This is a genomic window from Flavobacterium aquidurense, from assembly GCF_002217195.1.
GTDB classification, from domain to species: Bacteria; Bacteroidota; Bacteroidia; order Flavobacteriales; family Flavobacteriaceae; genus Flavobacterium; species Flavobacterium frigidimaris.
Genome location: NZ_MUGR01000007.1, coordinates 22,161 through 45,898 on the forward strand (window position 1 = coordinate 22,161; position 23,738 = coordinate 45,898).

Sequence of the window (23,738 nt, forward strand, 5' to 3'; positions counted from 1 at the left end):
TAATTAAAAATAAAAACATCATGATTTTCAATTATAAAAAAAGTATACAAAAAGCCTTGATTATTACGCCATTTCTAGCCTTATTATTGGCCGGATGCAGTGATAATGCTTTAGATACTGTTCCTGAAACGAGCATTTCTACAGAAACTGCTTTCAGTACACCTGCCAAAATTCTGGCGCAGGTAAACGGGCTTTACGGTCAGTTTAGCAATCCGTCTTTATATGGCGGACGTTTCATTATTTTTAATGAACAAAGAGGCGATGAATTCAGTCAAAACGATGGTAACAATTCAACAGGCGCGAATGTTTGGAATCAGACTATTACCTCATCAGGAGATTTTGTCAACTCGGTTTGGAGCGCTGCATACACAACCATCAATTTTTCGAATATTCTGATCGATAATCTGGCAACTTCTACTGTTGTTACTGACGATTTACGTAAAAATTATATTGCCGAAGCCAAATTTGTAAGAGCCATTTCATATCTGAGTTTAGTACAAACCTATGCAAAACCTTATGCACAAAACAGCGCTGCATTGGCACTTCCGTTGCGATTAAAAGGAAATACTTCAGGCGGAATTAATGACTTTACTTTTAGCAGTGTTGCGGATGTTTATGCTCAAATCTTAAAAGATCTTGACGAAGCCGAAGTTGATTTACCGGAGAGCTATTCTACCGGAATTCTTACGGCTTCAAGAGCGCACAAAGCTACTGCGATAGCCTTAAAAACCAGGGTTTATTTAAGCAAAGGCGATTATGCAAAAGTAATTTCTGAAGCCAGTAAACTGGTTCCTGCAACAGCTCCTTTTCAATACGTTTCCGGAAGTTTGACACATCGTTTAGAACCAAATGTAGCCACCGTTTTTGGAGGTTCTTATGTAGGGAACGAAGCGATATTTTCGATTCCGTTTACAACCGCGGCAGAAGCTCCGGGATTGCAAAGCGCACTTGGCGGAAACTACTTAACTCCTGTTATTTATTTTAATACCGCAGCAATAATTGCTGATCCTGTTTATGCTTCGGCAACTTCTGCAGATGCCAGAAAAGGTTTGGTTATCACCAATGCAACCGGACAAAAACTATTGAACAAATTCAAGAAAAACGGTGCGCCTTTTACAGATTATGTTCCGGTGATTCGCTATGCCGAAGTTTTACTGAATTATGCCGAAGCAGCTGCTCAAAGTGACAATTTGCCTTTAGCACAATCTTTATTAGCAGCAGTAAGAAATCGTTCTGATGCCGCTTACGTTTTCACAACCGGAGTTGCTACAAAAGACGAATTGATTGCCACTATTTTAAACGAAAGAAGAATAGAATTAGTAGGCGAAGGATTCCGTACGCCGGATTTATTGCGACGAGTTCAGGCGCTTCCTGCCAAAACAGGAAATGCAGGCGCTGCACCAGAAGTTTTGCCAACAGCGGCCAATTATGTCTGGGCAATACCAAGTAACGAATTAGCTTATAACAAACTGGCTCCAAGATAGAATACTATTAGATATAATTATAAAAAAATAAAAATTAAACACATAGAAACATAGCTTTTAGAAACTTTAAAAAAGGCGTTTCACTCGCATTAAAAAACATAGCTATGTGTTAGAAACTAGTTTCTTTCCAATTTTCTTTTTTCTAAAAAGCCAAAAACCTATGTTTCTATGTGTTTAAAATAATTATCCTCAACAGTTCATTCACTATAGCATTTATAAAAACAAAAAAAGAAATAACGAAATGAAAACTAATTTAAAATATCTGGCTGTACTCTTCGCTACGACGATTATTAGTGCACAGCAAAAAAATACTGCCGAAAAGATTTATATCAACGGTAATATTATTACGGTTGATGCAAAAAATAGTACTGCGCAAGCTGTTGCCGTAAGTAACGGTAAAATTCTGGCGGTTGGAACGAACGCAACAATCGAAAAATTAAAAGACAAAAATACGATCGTTGTCGATCTAAAAGGAAAAACAGTAGTTCCCGGATTTATTGACGGTCACAGTCATTTTATGGGTTTATCAAGATCTACTACCGTAAATGTAGGTTCTCCGCCAATGGGAGATGTTAAAAATATTGCCGATTTGGTAAACCGTATTCAGGATTTTCAGAAGAAAAATAATGTCGCTCCAGGCGAATGGATCGATGCTTACGGATATGATCAGGATCAACTTGAAGAAAAAAGACACCCGAATAAGGAAGATCTTGACGCTGCTTTTCCTAACAATCCGGTAACGATTACAAATATCAACGGACATATGTCGGTTTCGAATTCGTATGCTTTAAAACTTTCAGGAATTGATGCCACTACAGCAAATCCTCCGGGAGGCGCGATCGAAAGAAAAAAAGGTACCAACGAACCTACAGGATTATTACAAGAAAATGCCAGCCGATTATTGAAAAGGCCAGCCAAACCAGCTCCAACTTTAGACGAGCAGATAAAAGGTTTAAAAGAGCAGCAATTGTTTTATGCCAGCAATGGTATTACAACGGCTCAGGACGGATACTCAAGTTACGAATCGGTTGAATTATTGCATAAAGCGGCAGAAAGAAACGAGTTATTTATCGATATTGAAGCTTTGCCGGGATATCCAACTTTAGAAAAAGTATTAAAAAACCCTGACTTTAAATTTGGCGTTCTAAAAAATCACTTAAAACTGGCCGGAACAAAAATGATTGCCGATGGTTCTCCACAAGGTAAAACTGCCTTTTTTAGTAAATCATATCTGGTAGAAGTGCCAGGTTGTAACCATGACGAATGTACGGGTTTCGCTAATATTACTCAGGAACAGTTTAATGATCTTGTTATTAAAGCATTCCAAAATAATGTTCGTCCGTTTGTGCATTGCAACGGAGATGCAACTATCGATATGTATCTGAAAGCGATAGAAAATGCCAATAAAACTTTAAATACGAATAGTAACGACCGCAGACCAGTGACCATTCACTCTCAGTTTGTGCGACCAGATCAGCTTGATGATTATAAAAAACTGGGAATTATTGCGGCTTTCTTTAGCAATCACGCTTTCTTTTGGGGCGATGTACACGTTCGCAATCTAGGCGCAGATAGAGCTAATTTTTTAAGCCCATTAAAAACTGCCATCAAAAAAGGAGTTGTTGCTACGAACCATACCGATTATCCGGTAACGCCTTTAAACCAGTTGTTTTTATTGTGGACATCCGTAGAAAGAAAATCCCGTTCAGGTCAGGTTATTGGCCCGGATGAAAGACTTACTCCTATCGAAGGACTGCGTGCTATCACAATTAATGGCGCTTATGAATATTTCGAAGAAAATAGCAAAGGTTCTATCGAAACCGGAAAACTAGCTGATTTAGTAGTGCTTTCTGACGATTTAACCAAAATAGATCCTTCTAAAATAAAAGACATTACGGTTCTTGAAACGATAAAAGAAGGCAAAACAGTTTTTAAAAAATAATCCATAATTAAAACTCAAAAATATGAATCAGTTCAACCTAAATCCCGCACCTGTTGTATCAATGAGAATTAAAAATACTGAAATTTCCTGGTCGAGCGAAGCTGATAAAAACGCACAGGAAAACCACAACAAAAAATTGAAAAAAAGCTTAAAAAAGAAAAGAAAAAATGATTGAAGGTAAAATTGAAACAGTAACCATTAGAACCCCGGAAAGAGTAGCAGAAATTTCCTGGTTCAATGACATTATTGGTGGAGATACAGCATATTTAGGCGTATTAGATAATGATCGCCGAAGCAGTTACGAGCATTGTCGTGAAATAACATTAGAAGCAGAAAAACTTGGATTTAGTAATATTCTTTATCCATCTGCCTATACCGTAGGGCAAGACGGATTGGCTTTTGCAGCAAGCGTTGCGCCGGAAACGAATAAGATCACGTTTTTGCTTGCGGTTCGTACGGGAGAAGTGCATCCGCCCATGTTGGCGCGAGCTATTTCTTCGTTAGATCACATGCTGAAAGGAAGATTGATCTTGAATATCATCAACTCTGATTTGCCAGGAACTCGTGAAGATCCTAATCTAAGATACCAACGATGTTCTGAGGTTATTCAGATTTTACAACAAGGCTGGACACAAGACAGAATCTCGCACAAAGGCGAAATTTATCAGTTTGATTTGCCATCAGATCCTGTAAAATCCTATCAGCAAAACGGCGGTCCATTATTGTATTTTGGAGGAACTTCCCCTGGTTCCAGAGCCGTTTGTGCGAAACATTGCGACGTGTTTTTGACCTGGCCGGAATCTGAAGAATCTATGTATGCCACTTTGAAAGAAATGAGTGAACGCGCTGCCGCAGAAGGAAGAACCATCGATTTCGGGTTAAGAATTCATGTTATCGTTCGTGAAACGCAGGAAGAAGCAAGAGCTTACGCCAAAAAATTAATCTCAAAATTCGACGAAAAACGAGGTTTAGAAATCAGAAGTCGTGGCGAAGATTCACGTTCGTTAGGTGTTTTAAAACAAGATGAATTAAGAGAAACTTCGGATGAAGAGGGTTATGTAGAAGATATCTTATGGACCGATATTGGTAAAGTTTTCTCCGGTTGCGGAAGTGGTTTGGTAGGAAGTGCTGATCAGATTATAGAAAAACTAAACCGCTACATGGATATGGGTTTCAGATCTTTTATTTTTTCCGGTTTTCCTTTGATTGAAGAAGCGAATTATTTTGCCAAATTGGTTTTACCTCGTTTACCAAATGCATCGTTACCTTATCTGCAAGGAAGAATTCCGCAGGAAACACCTACAACACCTTTGACCAATGCCGAATTGGTTTAGTTATAAAAACAAAAAATCAGAATGTCAGAAATAGAAAAAAAACAAGAATACAAAAGAGAACTCGGTCTTGCCGATGCAGCCTTATTGGTGGCCAGCGGAATGATTGGTTCGGGAATTTTTATTGTGAGTGCCGATGTTACGCGTAATGTAGGATCAGCTGGCTGGCTGATTTTAGTTTGGTTAATTGGCGGATTCATGACATTGATTGCTGCTGTGAGTTATGGCGAATTGAGCGGCATGTTTCCTAAATCGGGCGGTCAGTATATTTATCTAAAGGAAGCTTATAATCCGCTTGTGGCCTTTGTATACGGATGGAGTTTGTTTACCGTAATTCAAACCGGAACTATTGCTGCGGTTTGTGTATCGTTCTTTAAATTTCTGGCGTATTTTTTTCCGCTTTTCAGCGAAGATTTGGTCGCTTTCAGGATTGGAGATTCTTTCACCATTTCGCCGGCACAACTCTCCTCTATCGTCTTGTTGTTCATTTTAACCTACATCAATACCAAAGGCGTAAAACTGGGAAAAGTGATTCAAAAATTCTTTACCGGAACCAAATTAATAAGCTTACTAATTCTGATTGTCTTTGGGTTTATCTTTTTCAAACCCGAAGTGTGGCAGGCCAACTGGACGAATCCGTTTCATTTGCAAAAGCTAAATCCGGATGGTTCGTTTTTACAATACACCAATACACCCGCTTTTTGGGGCGCGATTGCTTCGGCATTGGTTGGAACTGTTATTAGCTATGATGCCTGGAATAATGTGACGTTTGTTTCGGATGAAATAAAAAATCCAAAACGAAATATTGGTTTGAGTCTGCTTTTAGGAACTGCCGTTGTAACGATTATTTACGTTTCGGTAAATGTAATGTTTACAGCCGTTTTACCTGTTGAAGCTATCGGAACTCCTGAAAAAGACCGCGTTGGTATTGCTGCTGCACAGGCAATTTTTGGCTCAAGCGGAACTTCGATTATTGCGCTAATGATTTTGATTGCTTCTTTTGGTTGTGCCAACGGAATGATTTTATCTGGCGCAAGAGTCTATCAAAGTATGGCAAAAGATGGTTTGTTTTTTAAGAAAACAGCGATTTTAAACCAACATTCGGTTCCTGCAAACGCACTTTGGATTCAGTTTTTTATGGCCGTGATTTTAAGTTTAAGCGGTCGTTACGGGAATTTATTAGACATGATTTCTTTTGTAGTGGTATTGTTTTACGTGATTACCATTGCCGGTATTTTTGTTTTAAGAATTAAAAAACCGCAACACGAAAGACCGTACAGAGCTTTTGGATATCCGTTTTTACCTATTATTTATATCCTTTTAGGATCGGCTTTTTGTATTTTATTAATCATTTATAAACCTACTTATACCTGGCCGGGATTAATCATCGCCGGTATCGGAATACCTGTTTTTTATATTAGAGAGAAATTTTCAAAACCAAAAACCGAAGACATTTAACCCGTTGTGCATAATTATTTAACACATAGAAACATAGCTTATGGTTACTTTAAAAAAGGCGTTTCACTTAGAATAAATCACATAGCTATGTGAAAGAAATGTATTTCTTTTTGTCTCCTTTGAGATACATAAAATCTATGTTTCTATGTGTTTAATAAATGTTGGAAGATTCGACGAATTGCTTTAAAATGTTTTAGAATACCTAATTAGATTAGTTGATTTCTCATAAAGATGTTAGTTATGAACCAAAAAACAAACCATTATGAATTCATTTTATCAAGAAATAGCAAACAACCATCAGAGTTTATTGATCCTTCCTCAAAAAAAGGTAATTCATCAGTTTATTGAAGATTTATTCTCTGTTTTATTTTCGAATACTTCAAAGCGTTTTGGAGATTTATCTATTATCAAAAACAAATTTGAAGTTTTAGAAAAGCAATTTAATGAAATCGTAATCGACTATTCATCCAAAAAAGAGGACAGTTTCGAGCAAACTCAACTATTTTTCGAAGCACTGCCTAATTTGTACAAAAAAACATTAAACGACGCCGATACGATTTTTAGAAAAGATCCCGCCGCAAAATCTATAGAAGAAGTTTTGTATGCTTATCCCGGATTTTTTGCAATTGCCGTTTACCGGTTTTCACATCAAATTTGGAATCAGGATTTAAAACTTCTGGCACGAACTTTTTCTGAATATGCGCATATCAAAACCAGTATCGAAATTCATCCCGGCGCGCAAATAGGTAATGATTTCGCTATCGATCACGGAACCGGAATTGTAATAGGCGAAACCACGATTATTGGCGATAATGTGCAAATCTACCAAGGCGTTACATTGGGCGCTTTGAGTGTAAAAAAGGAAGAAGCTTTTATAAAGAGGCATCCTACGATTGAAAACAATGTTATTATTTATTCGAATAGTACGATTCTGGGCGGGCAAACTGTTGTGGGAAGGGATTCTATCATTGGAGGCAATGTCTGGCTGACGTATACGGTTCCGTCAAATTCTGTGGTGTATCATAAAAATGAGATTAAAGTGAAGGATAATAATCCGTTTCCGGAACCTATTTTTTATTCGATTTAAAATGGTTTAAACCATGTAAGGAATATTTGAACCATATAAGTAATGTAAGAACATATAAAAGGTCTTGTAAAATCTAACCGTAATCTTGTCATCCCGAGGAACGAGGGATCTCCGTTAGTAGCTCGAAAAAGATTGGCGATTTTATTTGCGGAGTTTCTTGCGTTCCTTCGACTTCGCTCAGGATGACAAAAATGAGTAGAATCATTGGCGTAAAACTTTGACAAAGTTGTCGAAATCAAAGTATTCTTTTTCACATCGCTATGAGTTTTATTCTAAGTGAAACGCCTTTTTTAAGCACAACTAAAAGCTATGTCCCTATGTGTTTAAAAAAATAACAGTTAAAAAAAGCAACATGAAATATCAAAATATACTACAAACCATAGGCAATACACCCCACGTAAAACTCAACAAGATTTTTCCGGAGCATCAGGTTTGGATCAAAATTGAAAAGTCGAATCCGGGGGCGAGTATCAAAGACAGGATTGCATTGGCGATGATTGAAGATGCCGAACAAAAGGGACTTTTAAATCCTGATTCGATTATTATAGAACCTACTTCGGGAAATACAGGAATAGGACTTTCGCTGGTTGCTGCAGTAAAAGGATACAAAGTAATTCTGGTAATGCCGGAATCGATGAGTGTCGAAAGACGAAAAATCATGAATGCTTATGGTGCCGAATTTGTTTTAACGCCAAGAGAAAAAGGAACTTCGGGCGCAGTAGAAAAAGCGAAAGAATTAGCCTTATCAACTCCTAATTCATTTTTGCCTTTTCAGTTTACGAATCCGGCAAATGTTGAGATTCATGAAAAAACAACGGCTCAGGAAATTCTGCAGGATTTTCCGGAAGGTATCGATTACCTCATCACGGGAGTTGGAACGGGCGGACATATTACGGGAGTTTCTAAAATTTTGAAACAACATTTTCCTAATCTTAAAACCTACGCGGTCGAACCTGCCTTATCACCGGTTTTAAGCGGAGGTTCTCCTGCCCCACACCCTATTCAGGGCATTGGCGCGGGATTTATTCCTGAAGTTTTTAATCGGGATTATATTGATTTGGTGATTCCGGTTGAAAAGGAAGATGCTTTTTATTTTGCTAAAAGGTTACCCAAGGAAGAAGGAATTTTTGCGGGAATTTCGACGGGAGCTTCTTTGGCAGCAATAGCAAAGCAAATCAATAAAATCCCGAAAGATGCTGTTGTTTTGACTTTTAATTATGATAGCGGAGAACGATATCTTTCGGTTGACGAGTTATTCGATCCGCTTTCATAATTCTGTAATACAACAAATTACATATTATTTCACATTAAAATAAACAACATTTACTTCTGATATTTTTATTTTTAACATAAATTTACTGATACGCTTAAATAGTGTTTTTTACGAATAAAATTCTTAAAAAAGTGTACCAAAAATAAATTAACCATTAAACCTTTAAAGCCATGGCTGAACAAAAACAACAACAAACAGCATTAGGAGATGTTGCAGCAAGACAATTAGCAATTGCAACACGTACGGTCCCTCAAATTGGGACAATTTCACCACGTTGGCTCACACATCTTTTACATTGGACACCAGTAGAATCAGGTGTATTTCGTTTGAATAAAGTAAAAGACGGAAGCCATATCGAAGTCGATTGTTCGGCACGTGACGAAAGAGTTTTACCAAATACTTTCGTAGATTATATCGATAATCCAAGAGAATACAATCTGGCAGCAGTACAAACGATTGTAGATGTACACACCAGGGTTTCTGACTTGTACAGCAAACCATACAATCAAATTTCTGAACAATTACGTTTGGCTATTGAAACGATCAAAGAACGTCAGGAAAGCGAATTAATCAACAATAAAGATTATGGTTTGTTGAGTAATGTTGCAAAATCTCAAATCATTAAAACCAGAACTGGCGCACCAACTCCGGACGATTTAGACGAATTGCTGACAAAAGTGTGGAAAGAACCTGGATTTTTCTTGTTGCATCCTTTAGCGATTGCTGCTTTTGGCCGCGAATGTACACGTCGCGGTGTTCCTCCTCCTACAACGTCTTTATTTGGATCTCAGTTCTTGACATGGAGAGGTATTCCGCTTATTCCATCGGATAAATTACCAATCGTAAACGGAAAATCGAAAATTATCTTATTGCGTACGGGCGAAAGCCGTCAGGGTGTTATCGGATTGATTCAACCGGGATTACAAGGCGAGCAATCACCAGGATTATCAGTTCGTTTTATGGGAATCAATGAAAAAGCAATTGCATCTTACCTGGTCTCTCTTTATTGCTCATTGGCAATTTTGGTCGATGATGCTATTGCAGTTCTTGAAGATGTAGAAATAGGAAAGTACCATGAGTATAAATACTAACCACGAAGGTTTACCCAACATTGAGGATTTGCAGCTTTTGGCGAACGAATTGTTCAAGTCATTACCTAATGAATTTCCTAAGGAAATTTCGTTAAGTCCTGATCGAAATGAACATCCGCGTGCGACAAAAATTGCAGAAACTTTGTTGAATACCGGGAATTTAAGTGGTAATAGCGCGACAAATCTTCCGTTACAGGATGTAGCAACACCACCTTCCGGTGCGCCTGCATTTAGTGGCTTTGGAGCGTCGCCCACTGTTGCCAATTATGGTTCAGGAGCTTCGGCTTTATATCCTAATGCCGGAGCCGGATTTGATCCTCAAAGTGGCGTTTCTCCTTCGGGAATTCCACACGGAAACAATGTCAATGTCAACAATCCGCAAACGGGTTTTCATGATGTCAATTTCAAGAATGGCGGAACGGCACAATCGAATGAAGAAAACCTCTTTTCGCAATTGCTTTTAAATAATAATTATCTGCCTTTTCAAACGGAAAGTTCTTCTTTTGAAACCGAATTAAAAGAGGCATTATCTTTTGTGGATACCAACTTTACAAAGCGTGTTGATTTTCCGTTGAACGGAAATGAAATACCGAATTCGTATTATTTTTTAGAACAAAATCCGTTTGCTTTTGATCAGAGAAATTCAAATTTAATTGTTGGAAATACTTTCGAAAAGCCAGATTTTGGGAATGTCTCAGGTTCTCGTTTTGATGCTAATCTGATCAAAAAAGATTTCCCTATTCTAAGAGAAACTGTAAACGGAAAACCTTTAGTCTGGTTTGATAATGCGGCTACGACCCAAAAACCACAATCGGTTATTGATCGTATTGCGTATTTCTACGAACATGAAAATTCGAATATCCATCGTGCAGCACATGAACTTGCAGCACGTGCCTCTGATGCTTATGAAGCCGCCCGTGAGAAAGTAAAAACGTTTTTGAATGCCAGTTCTGTAAACGAAATTGTATTTGTTCGTGGTGCTACAGAAGGGATCAATCTGGTCGCTCAAAGTTGGGGCGATCATAATCTGGTTGCCGGAGACGAAATCATTGTGAGCAATCTGGAACATCATGCGAATATTGTTCCGTGGAAAAGATTGGCGGATAAAAAAGGCTTGAAATTAAGAGTAATTCCCGTAGACGATGACGGACAAATTTTGCTGGATGAATATTCTAAACTACTAAATTCTAAAACCCGTTTGGTTGCTTTTACACAAGTTTCAAACGCATTGGGAACCGTAACTCCTGCAAAAGAAATTGTAAAAATGGCACATGCTGTTGGAGCAAAAGTTTTAATTGACGGAGCACAATCGGTTTCGCATATGAAAGTGGATGTTCAGGATTTAAATCCGGATTGGCTGGTTTTTTCAGGACATAAACTTTTTGGTCCAACGGGAATTGGCGCTTTATACGGAAAAGAAGAATTGCTAAACGAAATGGAACCGTACCAAGCTGGTGGAAACATGATTCAGGATGTGACTTTTGAGGAAATAAAATACCACAAAGCCCCGAATCGTTTTGAAGCCGGAACCGGAAATATTGCTGATGCCATTGGTCTTGGTGCTGCAATAGATTATGTTACCAAACTTGGTATTGACGCTATCGGACAATATGAACATCAGTTATTAGATTATGCAACAAAATTGCTAAAAGAAATTCCGGGTGTGAGACTGATAGGAACGGCGAAAAATAAAGCAAGTGTACTCTCTTTCAATTTACAAGGCTATACCAATGATCAGGTGGGTCAGGCTTTGAACAAAGAAGGTGTTGCAGTAAGAACCGGGCATCATTGCGCGCAGCCTATTTTGCGACGAATGGGAGTCGAAACTACTGTTCGTCCGTCTTTGGCTTTTTATAATACTACAGAAGATGTTGATACTTTCATCAAAACTTTGTGGGAACTTAAAAAAGTTAGATTTTAAAATAAAATAGAGAAATGTCTTGTACATCTTCTTGAAGAAATAATTACTTTTTTTGATATTTTAAGTAATTATAGCCAAAAGCGATTGTTTTCGAACAGTCGCTTTTTTACGTTAAAGCCGATTTTTTTTTCACACAATTATCAAACAAAACAAAGAATGACTAAAATTAAATCAACTTAATTGTTAAAACACCAAAACAAAAACAGTTAAAAAATCAAAAGCATTACACAATAAGCAACAAAGAGTATTTATTTTTATAATAAAAGATAAATACAGACACAAATGTTACAAATAACACAAAAGCACACAACATAGTTACGTCTAATGTTAAAAACATAAGGATTATTAACATAAATTTAAGACATTTGAGAGAACTAATCCAAACATTAAACAAAATGAAAATTAACTTAAAGCATTTTTTGTGGCTTTTGTTGGTATTATTTGTGCAAGTGGCCAATGCACAAGGAGGATCTATTTCTGGTAAAGTTACAGATGCAAAACGAGTACCTATTCCTGGAGTAAATATTATCCTAAAAGGAACAAAAATCAGTACTCAGACTGATTTTGACGGAAATTTTAAAATAGCAGCCAGTAAAGGTGATATTTTAATTGTGAGTTATGTAAGTTTTGCAACTGTTCAGGTTGCTGCATCAAATTTAATGACAATTGAATTAGTAGAGACGCAAAACGAACTTGAAGCTGTTCTGGTAGTAGGTTACGGAACACAAACTAAAAGAAACTCAACTGATAATATTGCCCGTGTCACTACAAAAGATATTCAGCAAATACCGGTTTCAAATCTGCAAAATGCCTTAGTAGGTAAACTTGCCGGTGTACAGGTAACGCAAACAAATGGTAAAGTCGAGGGCGGAATTAATATTAGGGTACGTGGTGCCGCGAGTATTAGCGCAGGAAGCCAGCCGTTGTATGTGCTTGACGGCATCCCGTTAATCAACGATGATGAATCCAGTAACGGGGCTCCAACAAACCCATTACTGACTTTAAGTACAAGCGAAATTGAATCTATAGATGTTTTAAAAGATGCTTCTTCAGCAGCCATTTATGGTGCACGTGGTGCAAACGGAGTAGTCATCATTACCACTAAAAAAGGAAAAGACGGAAAAGGCACTTTCTCTATCAATTTTTCACAAGGGGTTAGCGAAGCAACTCATAAAAAGAAATGGCTAAATGCTACACAATATGTAGAATTACTACAGGAAGCCGGAAGAAATGTCAATGATCTTGAATCTGTAGAAGATGAATTCGATTATTTAGCACAAGGAACAGACTGGAGAAACGGTGAGGTAAATACCGACTGGCAAAAAGAAGCTTTAAAAACCGGTTATACTACTGATGCTGATTTTTCGGTTTCCGGAGGCGATGACAAAACAAAATACTTTTTCTCCGGTTCTTACAATAAAACAATCGGAATTGTAGACAGCAATAGTCTGGAAAGATTGACTGCAAGAAGTAACTTATCACACAAAGTATCAGAACGTTTTACGGCCGGAATGAATATTGGTTTTTCAAGATCGGCAATTGACAGGGTTCAGGATGATAATGCATTTACAACGCCATTACAATCTGTTGCACAGGCGCCTATTTCGCAAGCCAGATTAGCAGACGGAACTCCAAATCCGAATACAGAATATGCCAATTATCTTTTAGCCAAAGACAATAGTTTCTGGAAAACAATCATGAGAAGGGTAACAGGAAAAGTATTTGGTGAATTAAAAATTCTAAGATCTTTAAAATTCAACTCTGATTTTTCATACGATCTCTTAAGTCAGACGGAAGATTACTGGCAAGGAAAAAACGCACCCTTTATGGCGACTGACGGTGCTGTATTTGCAACCTCTGTAAATACTGAAAATTATGTTTTCAGTAACTATTTTACTTTCGATAAAACATTTGCAGAAAAACACACTATAAATGCCGTTGCCGGTATGGAATTCAACAAATACAACAGAAGATATCAGGATGTACAAAGTATTTATTTTCCTAACGATAATTTCCAGACCGTTGATGGCGGGGCTGAAGTGAATGAGGGTCACGGAAGCGAAACTGATTATGCTTTTGTTTCTCAATTTGGAAGATTAAATTACAGCTATGATGGCAAATATCTTTTTAAAGCCAGTATCCGTCGTGATGGTTCGTCCCGATTTGGAAAAAACAACCGATTCGGAATTTTCCCTGCATTCTCGGCAGGTTGGATAATGTCTCAGGAAAGTTTCTTAAAAGACAATCCCGTTTTGACCTATTTAAAATTAAAAGGAAGCTGGGGAAAACTAGGAAATGCTGAAATTGGAAACTTTGCTTCACGACAATTGTACCAGACAAATCCTTATAATCTAAAATCAGGATTAACATTTGACCAACCCGGAAATGATGATCTTACCTGGGAAAAATCAACTCAAACTGATGTTGGTATCGAAATTGGATTCTTAAACAAAATTACTTTTGAAGCGGATTATTATCAAAAAGATACTGACGGATTACTTTTTGATGTACCACTTCCTAAAAGTGCGGGCGCTGGTACCACCGGAACTATCAGCAAGAATATCGGAAAAATCAGAAGCAATGGTTTCGAGTTTACTTTAAACACTAAAAATATTGAAACAGAAGAATTCAAATGGAATACGAGTTTTAATATTACAACCAATCAATCTAAGGTAAAATCGCTTCCCAACAATAATACAGATATCATTTCAGATTATACAATCAACAGAGTGGGCGAAAACATTTCTTCGTTTTACTTAGTGCAATATGCAGGAGTTGATTCACAAAACGGAGATGCTCTTTTTGTAAAAAATACCAGAAACGCAGATGGTAGTATTGATAAAAGTACCACTAATGATTACAGCGAAGCTAAAAGAGTTATTTCAGGAAATCCGTTCCCAACTTTAATGTCAGGTTTAACCAATACAATCCTGTACAAAGGCGTTGATTTTACCTTTACTTTTCAGGGAGAATGGGGAGCCAGTATTTATAATTCAGCGGGAATATACCAATCAGCAGCGGCAGATTATTTTGATAATCAAACTGCTGATCAGTTAAATCGCTGGCAAAAACCGGGAGATATCACCAACGTGCCCCAGGCAAGGTTTGGAGGTTCAAACGGAACGCAGAATTCTACACGTTACTTAGACAAATCAGATTTTATTCGTTTAAGAAATGTCACCATAGGATATTCCTTGCCTAAAAAGACTGTAAACAACATGGGAATGAGCAATCTAAGAGTCTACGTTACTGCTGTGAACCTGCTTACTTTTACGAATTATAACGGGACTGACCCGGAAGCAAGAAGAGATGACATTAGCAGAACCAGCCCAAGAGTAGGAGAAGATTTTTACTCAGCTCCGCCAGCGAGAACAATTGCGATGGGAGTAAATATTAATTTTTAAAACGAACAAAATGAAAGCAAATAAAATAATCTTATATATATTTTTCGTAGCCCTTTTTGCAAGTTGCGAAAATGAACTGGATATAGACCCTAAACAAACTGAAGATGCTTCTATCACACTTGGTACAGAAGGCGGTATCACCAATATACTTACCGGAACTTACGCTCTGGCAGCTAATGGAAATGCTTATGGAGGAAGAATTTTAGTTTACGCGGATTTATTAGGCGTTAGTGGCGCACTAAACACCACTGATCTTAGATGGAGAGGAACTTACGGAGAGTTGAGACAGATGTACATCAAAACAATGTTATCAGACAACGTTATTATTGAAGGAACTTATTCCAGATGTTACGAGATAATCAATGCTGCAAATACGGTAATCGAAAATGTCGACAAAGTAAAAGATCCTGACAAACAAACCCGAATGATTGGTGAGGCCAGTTTTTTAAGGTCCCTGGCTTATTTTGACCTTGTTCGCTTTTTTGCAAAACCTTATGTAAGTGGTCAGCCAAATACGCAATTAGGAGTTGTGATCAGACCCAATGCTATTTATAATTTTAATGTAGATCTTTCAAAAGAAAGAAGTACTGTTGATGAAGTTTACAAAGTAATCATAGACGGCTTAAACGTTGCCTACACTAATCTTCCTGCTGATAATAGTTTTTATGCTGATAAATATGCCGCAAAAGCATTATTGGCCAGAGTTTATCTGCAGCAAGGCAATTATGCTGAGGCAAGAGATGCAGCAAATGATGTGATCGAAAATAGCGGTCACGGATTATCTCAAACTTATGCCGCAGCCTTTAATCATGATACAGATCAGACTGAAGATGTATTTGCTATACAAATTACAAAACAAACCGGATTAAACGATGCCAACACCTTTTATCAGTCTGAAGATAATGGAGGCCGTGGTGGTGATTTTTCTATCAGAGATCATTATTTAGAAAAATTCAGCAGCCCTGATGACCGGGCGACTTTTAATTATGAGAATGAAGCAAACGGCAGAATATTGACTTCTAAATTTACAGATCAATTTTCTGATGTGAGTATTATTCGATTGGCCGAAATGTATTTAATAAGAGCAGAAGCAAATCTCAGACAAGGAACAGCGGTTGGAAATACGCCTCTTGATGACATTAATACAATCCGATCTAGAGCAAATGCAGACGATTTATCAGCTGTGACAATAGACGATATTTTACTGGAACGCGAATTAGAATTAGGAATGGAAGGTTTCTTAATTCACGATATCAAACGAACGAAACGCTCTATTGATATTAGTGAGAATGGCGACGGATCAAGTTTACTGCTTTATGATGCCAATAATCTGGTATTCCCTATTCCGTTGAGCGAAACTGATGCGAACAAAAAAATCACTCAGAATCCGGGATATAGTAACTAATACAAAACACTTTATAAATGAAAAAACCATTCCGCCTTAACGGAATGGTTTTTCTTTTTTACATTTCGATGTAATTTATAGTAATGCTTCAACAGCTGGCGACATTATTTTTGAATTTGTCATAGACAAAGTAAGCTGATCAGAATATCCTAAGAAAAAGGCATCCAATATTTCCTGAAATACAGGATGAGCTCCTTCAACCTGAGAAAAAAGAGTCATCGACGAACATAATTTACGGGCGTCTAAATCCCCAAAAATACCCTCGGCAGATTTTCTTTTAAACGTTAACAGAATTTCTGAAATCTCAATAAGGTGTTTGGCTAAAACAGGATGATCAAGATATTCTTTTGCTTCGTTAAGATTAGCAATCGCATAATATTTTGAGATATTACTTGTTCCCAATCCTTTTAATTGCGGGAAAATAAACCACATCCAATGTGTTTCTTTTTTCCCTTTTTTAATTTCGGAAAGAGCGGTCAGATACAGTTTATTCTGTGCTTCTAAAAAACGCGTTATATCATTATTTGAGTAAGCCATTATAGTAAAATTGTGTTTTAATAATTAATAAAAACCGTTTGGTTCTTTAAACATGTCATTCAATTTAAAATCAGATAAACAATCCTCTTTTTGAGATTCGATTTTAATTCTGTTTTAAAGACATTCAAAACTACTTATCATCCCGCTCAATTAATTATACAATTCGTTACGTTTGTTATATAATTTATCTTCTAAGGTTAAAACAAAAAAAAAGCTGCAAGAAGGATCTTGCAGCTTTGTTGTTTTTATATAGAAAACTGAAAAAAGTTTCTAGTCTCTAAAGTCATTTAATGATTTCTCTATAATTTCAAGACATTCCTGAATCTGAGCTTCTGTCATCACCAATGGCGGTGCTAATCTGATTTTATTACCGTGAGTAGGTTTTGCCAATAATCCGTTATCTCTGAATCTTAGGCAAATTTCCCAGGCCAGATCAGAGTCTTCGCCACAATTAATTACGATTGCATTCAATAAACCTTTTCCGCGAACGAGTGTAATCAGGTTATTTCGCTCCGCGATTTCGTTTAGGCCTTTTCTTAAAATGATTCCCAAACGTTCTGCATTTCCGGCCAGATTTTCGTCTTTAATTACTTCAAGCGCAGCAATTGCAACTGCTGCGGCAACAGGATTTCCACCAAAAGTCGATCCGTGCTGACCCGGTTTAATCACATTCATAATTTCGTTATTACACAAAACAGCCGAAACCGGATAAACTCCGCCAGAAATGGCTTTACCTAAAATCAAAATATCAGGCTGAACATTTTCATGATGTACCGCTAATAATTTTCCGGTACGTGCGATTCCAGTCTGAACCTCATCGGCAATAAACAATACATTATGTTTTTCACACAATGCTTTTGCTTTCGCTAAATATCCTTCAGAAGGTACATAAACCCCTGCTTCACCCTGAATTGGCTCTACTAAAAATCCGGCAATATTTTTTGATGATTCTAAAACTTTTTCAAGAGCCTCAAGATTATCATATTCAATTTTTATAAATCCTTCTGTAAAAGGTCCGAAATTTTTACGGGCCCCTTCATCATTAGAAAATGAAATAATTGTAGTGGTTCTTCCGTGAAAATTATTCTCGCAAACAATAACCTGCGCCTGATTTTCCGGAATCCCTTTTACTTCATACGCCCATTTTCTACATACTTTAAGAGCCGTTTCAACAGCTTCTGCTCCGGTATTCATTGGCAGCACTTTATCAAAACCAAAATACTTCGTTACATATTCCTCATACTCCCCTAATTTATCGTTATAAAAAGCACGTGATGTCAAAGTTAGTTTCTGTGCCTGATCTACCATTGCTTTCACAATTTTCGGATGGCAATGTCCTTGGTTTACTGCAGAATAAGCCGATAAAAAATCATAATATTTTTTTCCGTCTACATCCCAAACATATACTCCTTCTCCTCGTTCTAACACAACTGGAAGCGGATGATAATTATGAGCTCCGTATTTATTTTCTTTTTCGATCAAAACCTCAGATTTTGACGAAAGGGATTTTTCAGTATGAATCATGATTTATTTATTTAAAGTACAAAAGTATTAAAAATTATTCATTACCAAGGCACAAAATATCTATTTTGACTTTTAAAAACCATTATTAAAGTCAAAAACAACATTTTTCACGACATAAAAAATCAATTGTTTTAATTTAATGACATCCCGACATTCCCTTTTATTGAAAAAAATAGTTACTTTTATAAATGTAAAAACTGAATTTAACACAATTTAAGAGAATGGATATATTAGACGAATTTGATATCAGCATCATTAAAGAATTAGAGAAAGACGGCAGAATGGCTTTTTCTGCAATTGCAGCTAATTTGAAAATATCAAATACAATGGTGCACCAACGCATTAATCGAATGATGGAGCAAGGTATCATTGGCGGAATAAAACCCATTATTCAGGAAAAGAAAATTGGTTTCGACTGGGCTTCTTTTACCGGAATTACCTTAAATAAAGACTCCGATTCTGATCGCATTATCCAGGCATTAAAAGATATTCCGGAAATTACAGAGTGCTATTATGTAACGGGTTCGTTTACACTTTACATCAAAATCGTTGCAAAGAATCACGAACATATGCGTAAAATCCTTTATGAAAAAATCGACAATATTCCGGGTATCGCCAAAACCGATTCAATTATTGAGTTGGGTTGTGCTTTTAAACGAAATATTACTTTATAATCATTTTCTAATCTAAAAAATATGCGTTTACGAATACTGCTTTTATTTACTTTGCTTTGCTGTAAATCATTGTTGTTTTCGCAAACGACCGTTCAAAACCCGTCTAAAAGTGATTTCTCTCCGGCATTAACTATTTTAGCTTCAGATTCGCTTCAGGGCCGAAAAGCTAATGGAAAAGGCGGCAGTTTAGCTGCTTCTTATGTATCCTCTAAAATGCATTCTTACAAGCTGAAAGCTTACAATTATTTCGAAGATTATTTTCAAATATTTGAAATTGAAGAACATGCCGTAAAAAAAACATCTTTACAAATCAAAAAAAGAAATCATAAAACAATTTCCCTTTCTCCTGACAAAGATTTTGAAGTTACTCCAACAACAAATTCCATTCAAAAAAAACAAGTTGACGTAGTTTTTGCATCTTATGGTCTAGATGTCCCAAAAGAAAACTACGACGATTATAAAAACTTAGATGTAAAAAACAAAATTGTGGTGGTTTTAAGCGGATTCCCAGACGATCAGGATACCACTTCTTCAACTTATAAAAAATTCAAAAACATATTTCCGGAAGAAAATGATCTGGAAGAAACCAAACTAAAAACCGCAATTAGTAAAGGTGCGATTGCTTTAATCATTATCGAAACAAGAGAAAATTTTAAGCCTCAGAACAAAGAAAATGAAGTTTTTCATTCTTTAGAAAATACAACTACGACATCGATTCCTGTTTTTAAAATTAGCAAAAAAACAGCAGAAACTCTTTTTCCGAAAAGTGACATTCCTTTAAAAAATGACCTAGCTTCTACTCTATTAAAAAATGTAAAAATCAATTTTTCGATAGAATTAAAACATGAAACCTCTTATGTTGGAAATGTTTTAGGGCTTATTCCCGGAAAAGACACTACAAAAACTATTATTATTGGAGCGCATTATGATCATTTGGGAATTAAAAATGATTCGATCTATAACGGTGCAGATGATAATGCATCCGGAACTTCGGGCATGCTGGCTTTGGCCAAAAAATGGTCAGAATCAAATATAAAACCCGAATATAATATTCTTTTTGCAGCATGGACTGCCGAAGAAATGGGCCTCTTAGGAAGTGAATATTTTGTTCAGAATTTTGATTTCAAAAAACAAAAAATCTTGCTTGCTATTAATATGGATATGATTTCAAGAAGTGCTCCTGAAGACAAAACACATCGAATGCTGAGCATTGGAACCCAAAAGGAAACCGAATACCTAAAGAAAATTGCCAGCGAAAGCAACGCCAGACTCCAAAATCCATTTACGCTCGATTTATGGGAAACTGATGGGCATTCCGGAAGCGATTATGCATCGTTTACCGCAAAAGGAATTCCGGTAATGACTTTTTTTAGCGGTTTTCACGAAGATTATCATACGCCCCGGGATAAAGTTTCAAAACTAGATTTAGATAAAATACAGGACGTTTTATTTATAGTCAATAATTCTGTTTTAAAATTCATAGAAAATCAGCCTAACTAAACCAAAATAACCATGAAAAACCAACTGCTTTTTACATTTTCATTTCAAAAATACTGTTTGCTTTTATTCTTATTCAGCAGTTATTTTATGCAGGCACAAACACCAAAAGGAAAGTTATTTATTATTGGCGGCGGAGACCGATCTGATAATTTGATGAAACAAGTTTTGAGTGTCGCTGAATTATCTAAAAAAGATTATATCGTGGTTTTACCTATGTCGAGCGAAGAGCCGGACAGTTCGTTTATTTTCTTTAAAACACAAATGGTAAAATTAACATCCAACCCAATTGTGATGCTCAATTTCAACAAGGAAACAGCGCAAAATAAAGTATTGGCCGATTCGCTGCAAAAAGCAAAACTGATCTTTATAAGTGGCGGCGATCAGGTTCGTTTTATGAATGTAGTGCAAAACACTCCAATAAAAACCGCCATACAAAAAGCCTACGAAAACGGCAGCACTATTTCAGGAACAAGTGCCGGAGCAGCTGTAATGTCTGAAAAGATGATTACCGGAAATCAGAAATTGCAAAAAGAATATTCCGGAACTTTTGATAATATCCGATATGATAATCTGGAAACTTCTGAAGGTTTGGGATTATTGAAAACAGCCGTTATCGATCAGCATTTTTTAAAGAGAAACCGTTACAATCGTTTACTTTCTGCTTTAGTTGAATTCCCAACCCTAACAGGAATTGGAATTGATGAAGCAACGGCAATTATAGTTCGAAACAATCAGATAGAAGTAGCCGGAGAAAGCGAAGTAATCGTAGTCAGAAATCCAAAAGGAATTTTGAAAGCAAAACACCATAACCTGATTTCCATCGAAAGTCTTCAAATGAGTATTTATACCGCAGGGCAAAAATTTAATATCAAATAATCATGTTCAATTACCATAAAATAATACAATTCACCTTTGTTTTTTGTTGTGTGAATTTTCAGATTTCTGCACAAAAAATCAATACAAAAGAGGTTGCCCGTCTGGAAAAATCAGCACAACAGGTTTCGATTATCAGAGACAAATGGGGAATTCCGCATGTTTACGGAAAAACTGATGCTGATGCTGTTTTCGGATTATTGTATGCACAATGTGAAGACGATTTTAAACGTATTGAAATGAATTATGTCGAAAAATTGGGACGCCTTTCAGAAATAAAAGGAGAATCGGTTTTATACAATGATTTAGAAATTCGCCTTTTGATAGATACTGAAGAAGCAAAATCAGATTATAAAAAAGCACCACTTTGGCTAAAAAAATTATTGAACAGTTATGCCGATGCCATCAACTTTTATCTTTACAAACATCCTGAAGTAAAACCTGCACTTTTAACGCATTTTGAATCGTGGTTCCCACTATTGTGGACAGACGGAAGTATTGGCGCCATAAGTACTGCCGATCTTTCAACAGGAGAATTAAAGGCTTTTTATTCCGGTAATAATGATAAAGTAGCGTATGTAGAAAGAGAAAAAAATGTACAAACCGGCTCCAATGGTTTTGCCTTCTCACCTTCAAAAACCGCTGACGGCAACGCTATTTTATACATCAATCCGCACACTACTTTTTACTTTAGACCAGAAGTACAGATCACAAGCGAAGAAGGCCTGAATGTGTACGGAGCCGTAACCTGGGGACAGTTTTTTATTTATCAGGGTTTTAATGAAAATTGCGGCTGGATGCATACCTCATCAAACGTTGATGTTGCCGATATGTATGCGGAAAAAATCATAAATAAAAAAGGAAAATTATTTTATGAATTCGATAAAAAGCTATTGCCTGTTATTGAAAAAGAAATCACAATAAAATATACTGAAAACGGAAAAGTAATTCCTAAAAAATTCAAAACGTATTTTACCAACAACGGTCCGGTTATGGCGAACCGTGACGGAAAATGGATCAGTTTAAAATCGAACAATCGTTCGATGACCAGTTTGATTCAGAGTTGGGTGAGAACAAAATCAACGAGTTTTGATGACTATAAAAAAGCGATGGATCTAAAAGCCAACACCTCTAATAATACCGTTTATGCTGATAACAAAGGAAACATTGCCTACTGGCACGGTAACTTCATACCAATACGGGATAAAAGCCTCAATTGGGCAAAAGTGGTCGACGGATCGATTTCATCCACACAATGGAAAGGTTTACATGAAGTAAACGAAACGGTTCATGTTTATAATCCGGTAAATGGCTGGCTGCAAAATTGCAATTCGACACCCTATTCTGTAGCCGGAGAAAACAGCCCGAAAAAAGAAAATTACCTGCCTTATATGGCGCCTGATGGAGAAAATTTCAGAGGAGTAAATGCGGTTCGTATTTTCAGTAAGGGAGATCATTATACTTTAGACAAAGTAATCGCTGACGGATATGATACCAAATTATCGATTTTTGAAATTCTGATTCCGAGTCTGATTGCTGTTTTCGAAAAAAACATAAAACCATCAGATCCGGAATATGCAGCATTAATTGAACCTATCTCTATCTTAAAAAAATGGGATTATTATGCCAAAGAAAATTCGGTAGCTACTACATTAGCCGTAGAATGGGCGTACAAATTAGACCCGATTATCTTAAAAGCTTATATCGATGAAGGCGAATTGGATCAGGTACAGAACACTAAAAATTTCGCTGCAAATGCCTCCGTAAAACAAGTTATACCTCAGTTACAGGACGTTTTAAAAAATTTAAAATCAAACTGGGGAACCTGGCAAGTAGCGTGGGGAGAAATCAACCGTTTTCAGCGTTTAAATGGTGATATAGATCTAAAATACGATGACGCAAAACCAAGCTTACCCATTGCTTTTGGTCCTGGTTCGTGGGGAAGTTTACCTTCTTTTAAAAGCAGTTACCAAAACGATTCCAAAAAACGGTATGGCTACAATGGCAATAGTTTTGTTTGTGCAGTAGAATTTGGCCCAAGAATAAAAGCTAAATCATTATTGGCAGGCGGAAACAGCGGAGATCCAAATTCAAAACATTTTAATGATCAGTCTGAAATGTATCAAAAAGGAGCATTTAAAGAAGTGTTGTTTTACAAAGAAGACGTGATCAAAAATGCCGAAAAAACCTATCATCCCGGCGAATGATTTTTTACTTGTAAATTAACTTAGAAA

17 protein-coding genes are annotated in these 23,738 nt (G+C 36.7%); 15 read left to right on the forward strand and 2 right to left on the reverse strand.

Features of this window, described 5'->3' with window-relative positions; genetic code table 11:
- Positions 1-20 precede the first annotated feature (20 nt).
- The 11 genes from B0A67_RS04765 (at position 21) to B0A67_RS04810 (ending at position 16,396) form a co-directional block, all read left to right on the forward strand.
- Complete coding sequence (locus tag B0A67_RS04765; RefSeq protein WP_072960201.1) at positions 21-1,484, forward strand: RagB/SusD family nutrient uptake outer membrane protein; 1,464 nt, start codon at positions 21-23, stop codon at positions 1,482-1,484.
- Positions 1,485-1,725: 241 nt separating this feature from the next.
- The gene (locus B0A67_RS04770) at positions 1,726-3,426 is read left to right on the forward strand and encodes an amidohydrolase (protein WP_084074560.1); all 1,701 of its coding nucleotides are present in this window, start codon (positions 1,726-1,728) and stop codon (positions 3,424-3,426) included.
- Positions 3,427-3,448: 22 nt separating this feature from the next.
- Positions 3,449-3,601: a hypothetical protein gene (locus B0A67_RS24920; RefSeq protein WP_207557310.1), complete on the forward strand. Its 153-nt coding sequence runs from the start codon at positions 3,449-3,451 to the stop codon at positions 3,599-3,601.
- Positions 3,594-4,760, forward strand: a complete 1,167-nt coding sequence (locus B0A67_RS04775; protein ID WP_072960204.1) for an LLM class flavin-dependent oxidoreductase — start codon at positions 3,594-3,596, stop codon at positions 4,758-4,760. The genes B0A67_RS24920 and B0A67_RS04775 overlap by 8 nt, the downstream gene beginning before the upstream one ends.
- A 21-nt stretch (positions 4,761-4,781) precedes the next feature.
- Entirely contained in the window at positions 4,782-6,215 is a 1,434-nt protein-coding gene (locus tag B0A67_RS04780) for an APC family permease (RefSeq protein WP_072960207.1), read from the forward strand.
- Between the two features lie 262 nt (positions 6,216-6,477).
- Complete coding sequence (locus tag B0A67_RS04785; protein WP_072960210.1) at positions 6,478-7,302, forward strand: serine O-acetyltransferase; 825 nt, start codon at positions 6,478-6,480, stop codon at positions 7,300-7,302.
- A gap of 352 nt (positions 7,303-7,654) precedes the next feature.
- The gene (gene cysK, locus B0A67_RS04790; RefSeq protein ID WP_072960424.1) at positions 7,655-8,575 is read left to right on the forward strand and encodes a cysteine synthase A; all 921 of its coding nucleotides are present in this window, start codon (positions 7,655-7,657) and stop codon (positions 8,573-8,575) included.
- 170 nt (positions 8,576-8,745) lie between these two features.
- Positions 8,746-9,666, forward strand: coding sequence for a family 2A encapsulin nanocompartment shell protein (locus B0A67_RS04795; RefSeq protein ID WP_072960213.1), 921 nt, complete (start codon positions 8,746-8,748; stop codon positions 9,664-9,666).
- Positions 9,650-11,587, forward strand: a complete 1,938-nt coding sequence (locus B0A67_RS25280; RefSeq protein WP_072960216.1) for a family 2A encapsulin nanocompartment cargo protein cysteine desulfurase — start codon at positions 9,650-9,652, stop codon at positions 11,585-11,587. The genes B0A67_RS04795 and B0A67_RS25280 overlap by 17 nt, the downstream gene beginning before the upstream one ends.
- A gap of 395 nt (positions 11,588-11,982) precedes the next feature.
- Positions 11,983-14,991 (forward strand): SusC/RagA family TonB-linked outer membrane protein, encoded by a 3,009-nt coding sequence (locus tag B0A67_RS04805; protein ID WP_072960219.1) that lies wholly within the window; start codon positions 11,983-11,985, stop codon positions 14,989-14,991.
- A 10-nt stretch (positions 14,992-15,001) separates the two neighbouring features.
- Positions 15,002-16,396, forward strand: coding sequence for a RagB/SusD family nutrient uptake outer membrane protein (locus B0A67_RS04810; protein WP_072960221.1), 1,395 nt, complete (start codon positions 15,002-15,004; stop codon positions 16,394-16,396).
- Between the two features lie 75 nt (positions 16,397-16,471).
- On the opposite strand, the gene B0A67_RS04815 is transcribed toward B0A67_RS04810, so the two are convergent.
- Positions 16,472-16,933, reverse strand: a complete 462-nt coding sequence (locus B0A67_RS04815) for a DUF1810 domain-containing protein (protein ID WP_072960224.1) — start codon at positions 16,931-16,933, stop codon at positions 16,472-16,474.
- A gap of 270 nt (positions 16,934-17,203) precedes the next feature.
- Positions 17,204-18,457 carry an ornithine--oxo-acid transaminase gene (gene rocD / locus B0A67_RS04820; protein WP_072960227.1) on the reverse strand — a complete coding sequence of 418 codons (1,254 nt, stop codon included), beginning with the start codon at positions 18,455-18,457 and terminating at the stop codon, positions 17,204-17,206.
- Positions 18,458-18,678: 221 nt separating this feature from the next.
- Here rocD and B0A67_RS04825 point away from each other — a divergent pair, with 221 nt between their 5' ends.
- The 4 genes from B0A67_RS04825 to B0A67_RS04840 are packed head-to-tail and all read left to right on the forward strand — an operon-like array spanning position 18,679 to position 23,711.
- The gene (locus B0A67_RS04825; RefSeq protein WP_072960229.1) at positions 18,679-19,131 is read left to right on the forward strand and encodes an Lrp/AsnC family transcriptional regulator; all 453 of its coding nucleotides are present in this window, start codon (positions 18,679-18,681) and stop codon (positions 19,129-19,131) included.
- A 21-nt stretch (positions 19,132-19,152) separates the two neighbouring features.
- On the forward strand, positions 19,153-20,631 hold the full coding sequence (locus B0A67_RS04830) for a M20/M25/M40 family metallo-hydrolase (RefSeq protein WP_084074561.1): 1,479 nt from the start codon (positions 19,153-19,155) through the stop codon (positions 20,629-20,631).
- A 12-nt stretch (positions 20,632-20,643) separates the two neighbouring features.
- Positions 20,644-21,507: a cyanophycinase gene (locus B0A67_RS04835; RefSeq protein WP_072960235.1), complete on the forward strand. Its 864-nt coding sequence runs from the start codon at positions 20,644-20,646 to the stop codon at positions 21,505-21,507.
- A gap of 2 nt (positions 21,508-21,509) precedes the next feature.
- Positions 21,510-23,711 carry a penicillin acylase family protein gene (locus B0A67_RS04840; RefSeq protein ID WP_072960238.1) on the forward strand — a complete coding sequence of 734 codons (2,202 nt, stop codon included), beginning with the start codon at positions 21,510-21,512 and terminating at the stop codon, positions 23,709-23,711.
- Positions 23,712-23,738 lie beyond the last annotated feature (27 nt).

Excerpts from the sequence above, each read along its gene's own strand:
- B0A67_RS04765 (WP_072960201.1), top strand. The coding sequence starts at position 21 with ATGATTTTCAATTATAAAAAAAGTATACAAAAAGCCTTGATTATTACG.
- B0A67_RS04805 (WP_072960219.1), top strand. The coding sequence starts at position 11,983 with ATGAAAATTAACTTAAAGCATTTTTTGTGGCTTTTGTTGGTATTATTT.
- cysK (WP_072960424.1), top strand. The coding sequence starts at position 7,655 with ATGAAATATCAAAATATACTACAAACCATAGGCAATACACCCCACGTA.
- B0A67_RS04780 (WP_072960207.1), top strand. The coding sequence starts at position 4,782 with ATGTCAGAAATAGAAAAAAAACAAGAATACAAAAGAGAACTCGGTCTT.
- B0A67_RS04830 (WP_084074561.1), top strand. The coding sequence starts at position 19,153 with ATGCGTTTACGAATACTGCTTTTATTTACTTTGCTTTGCTGTAAATCA.
- B0A67_RS04770 (WP_084074560.1), top strand. The coding sequence starts at position 1,726 with ATGAAAACTAATTTAAAATATCTGGCTGTACTCTTCGCTACGACGATT.
- B0A67_RS04835 (WP_072960235.1), top strand. The coding sequence starts at position 20,644 with ATGAAAAACCAACTGCTTTTTACATTTTCATTTCAAAAATACTGTTTG.
- B0A67_RS24920 (WP_207557310.1), top strand. The coding sequence starts at position 3,449 with ATGAATCAGTTCAACCTAAATCCCGCACCTGTTGTATCAATGAGAATT.
- B0A67_RS04840 (WP_072960238.1), top strand. The coding sequence starts at position 21,510 with ATGTTCAATTACCATAAAATAATACAATTCACCTTTGTTTTTTGTTGT.
- B0A67_RS04775 (WP_072960204.1), top strand. The coding sequence starts at position 3,594 with ATGATTGAAGGTAAAATTGAAACAGTAACCATTAGAACCCCGGAAAGA.
- B0A67_RS04785 (WP_072960210.1), top strand. The coding sequence starts at position 6,478 with ATGAATTCATTTTATCAAGAAATAGCAAACAACCATCAGAGTTTATTG.
- rocD (WP_072960227.1), bottom strand. The coding sequence starts at position 18,457 with ATGATTCATACTGAAAAATCCCTTTCGTCAAAATCTGAGGTTTTGATC.
- B0A67_RS04815 (WP_072960224.1), bottom strand. The coding sequence starts at position 16,933 with ATGGCTTACTCAAATAATGATATAACGCGTTTTTTAGAAGCACAGAAT.
- B0A67_RS04810 (WP_072960221.1), top strand. The coding sequence starts at position 15,002 with ATGAAAGCAAATAAAATAATCTTATATATATTTTTCGTAGCCCTTTTT.
- B0A67_RS25280 (WP_072960216.1), top strand. The coding sequence starts at position 9,650 with ATGAGTATAAATACTAACCACGAAGGTTTACCCAACATTGAGGATTTG.
- B0A67_RS04825 (WP_072960229.1), top strand. The coding sequence starts at position 18,679 with ATGGATATATTAGACGAATTTGATATCAGCATCATTAAAGAATTAGAG.
- B0A67_RS04795 (WP_072960213.1), top strand. The coding sequence starts at position 8,746 with ATGGCTGAACAAAAACAACAACAAACAGCATTAGGAGATGTTGCAGCA.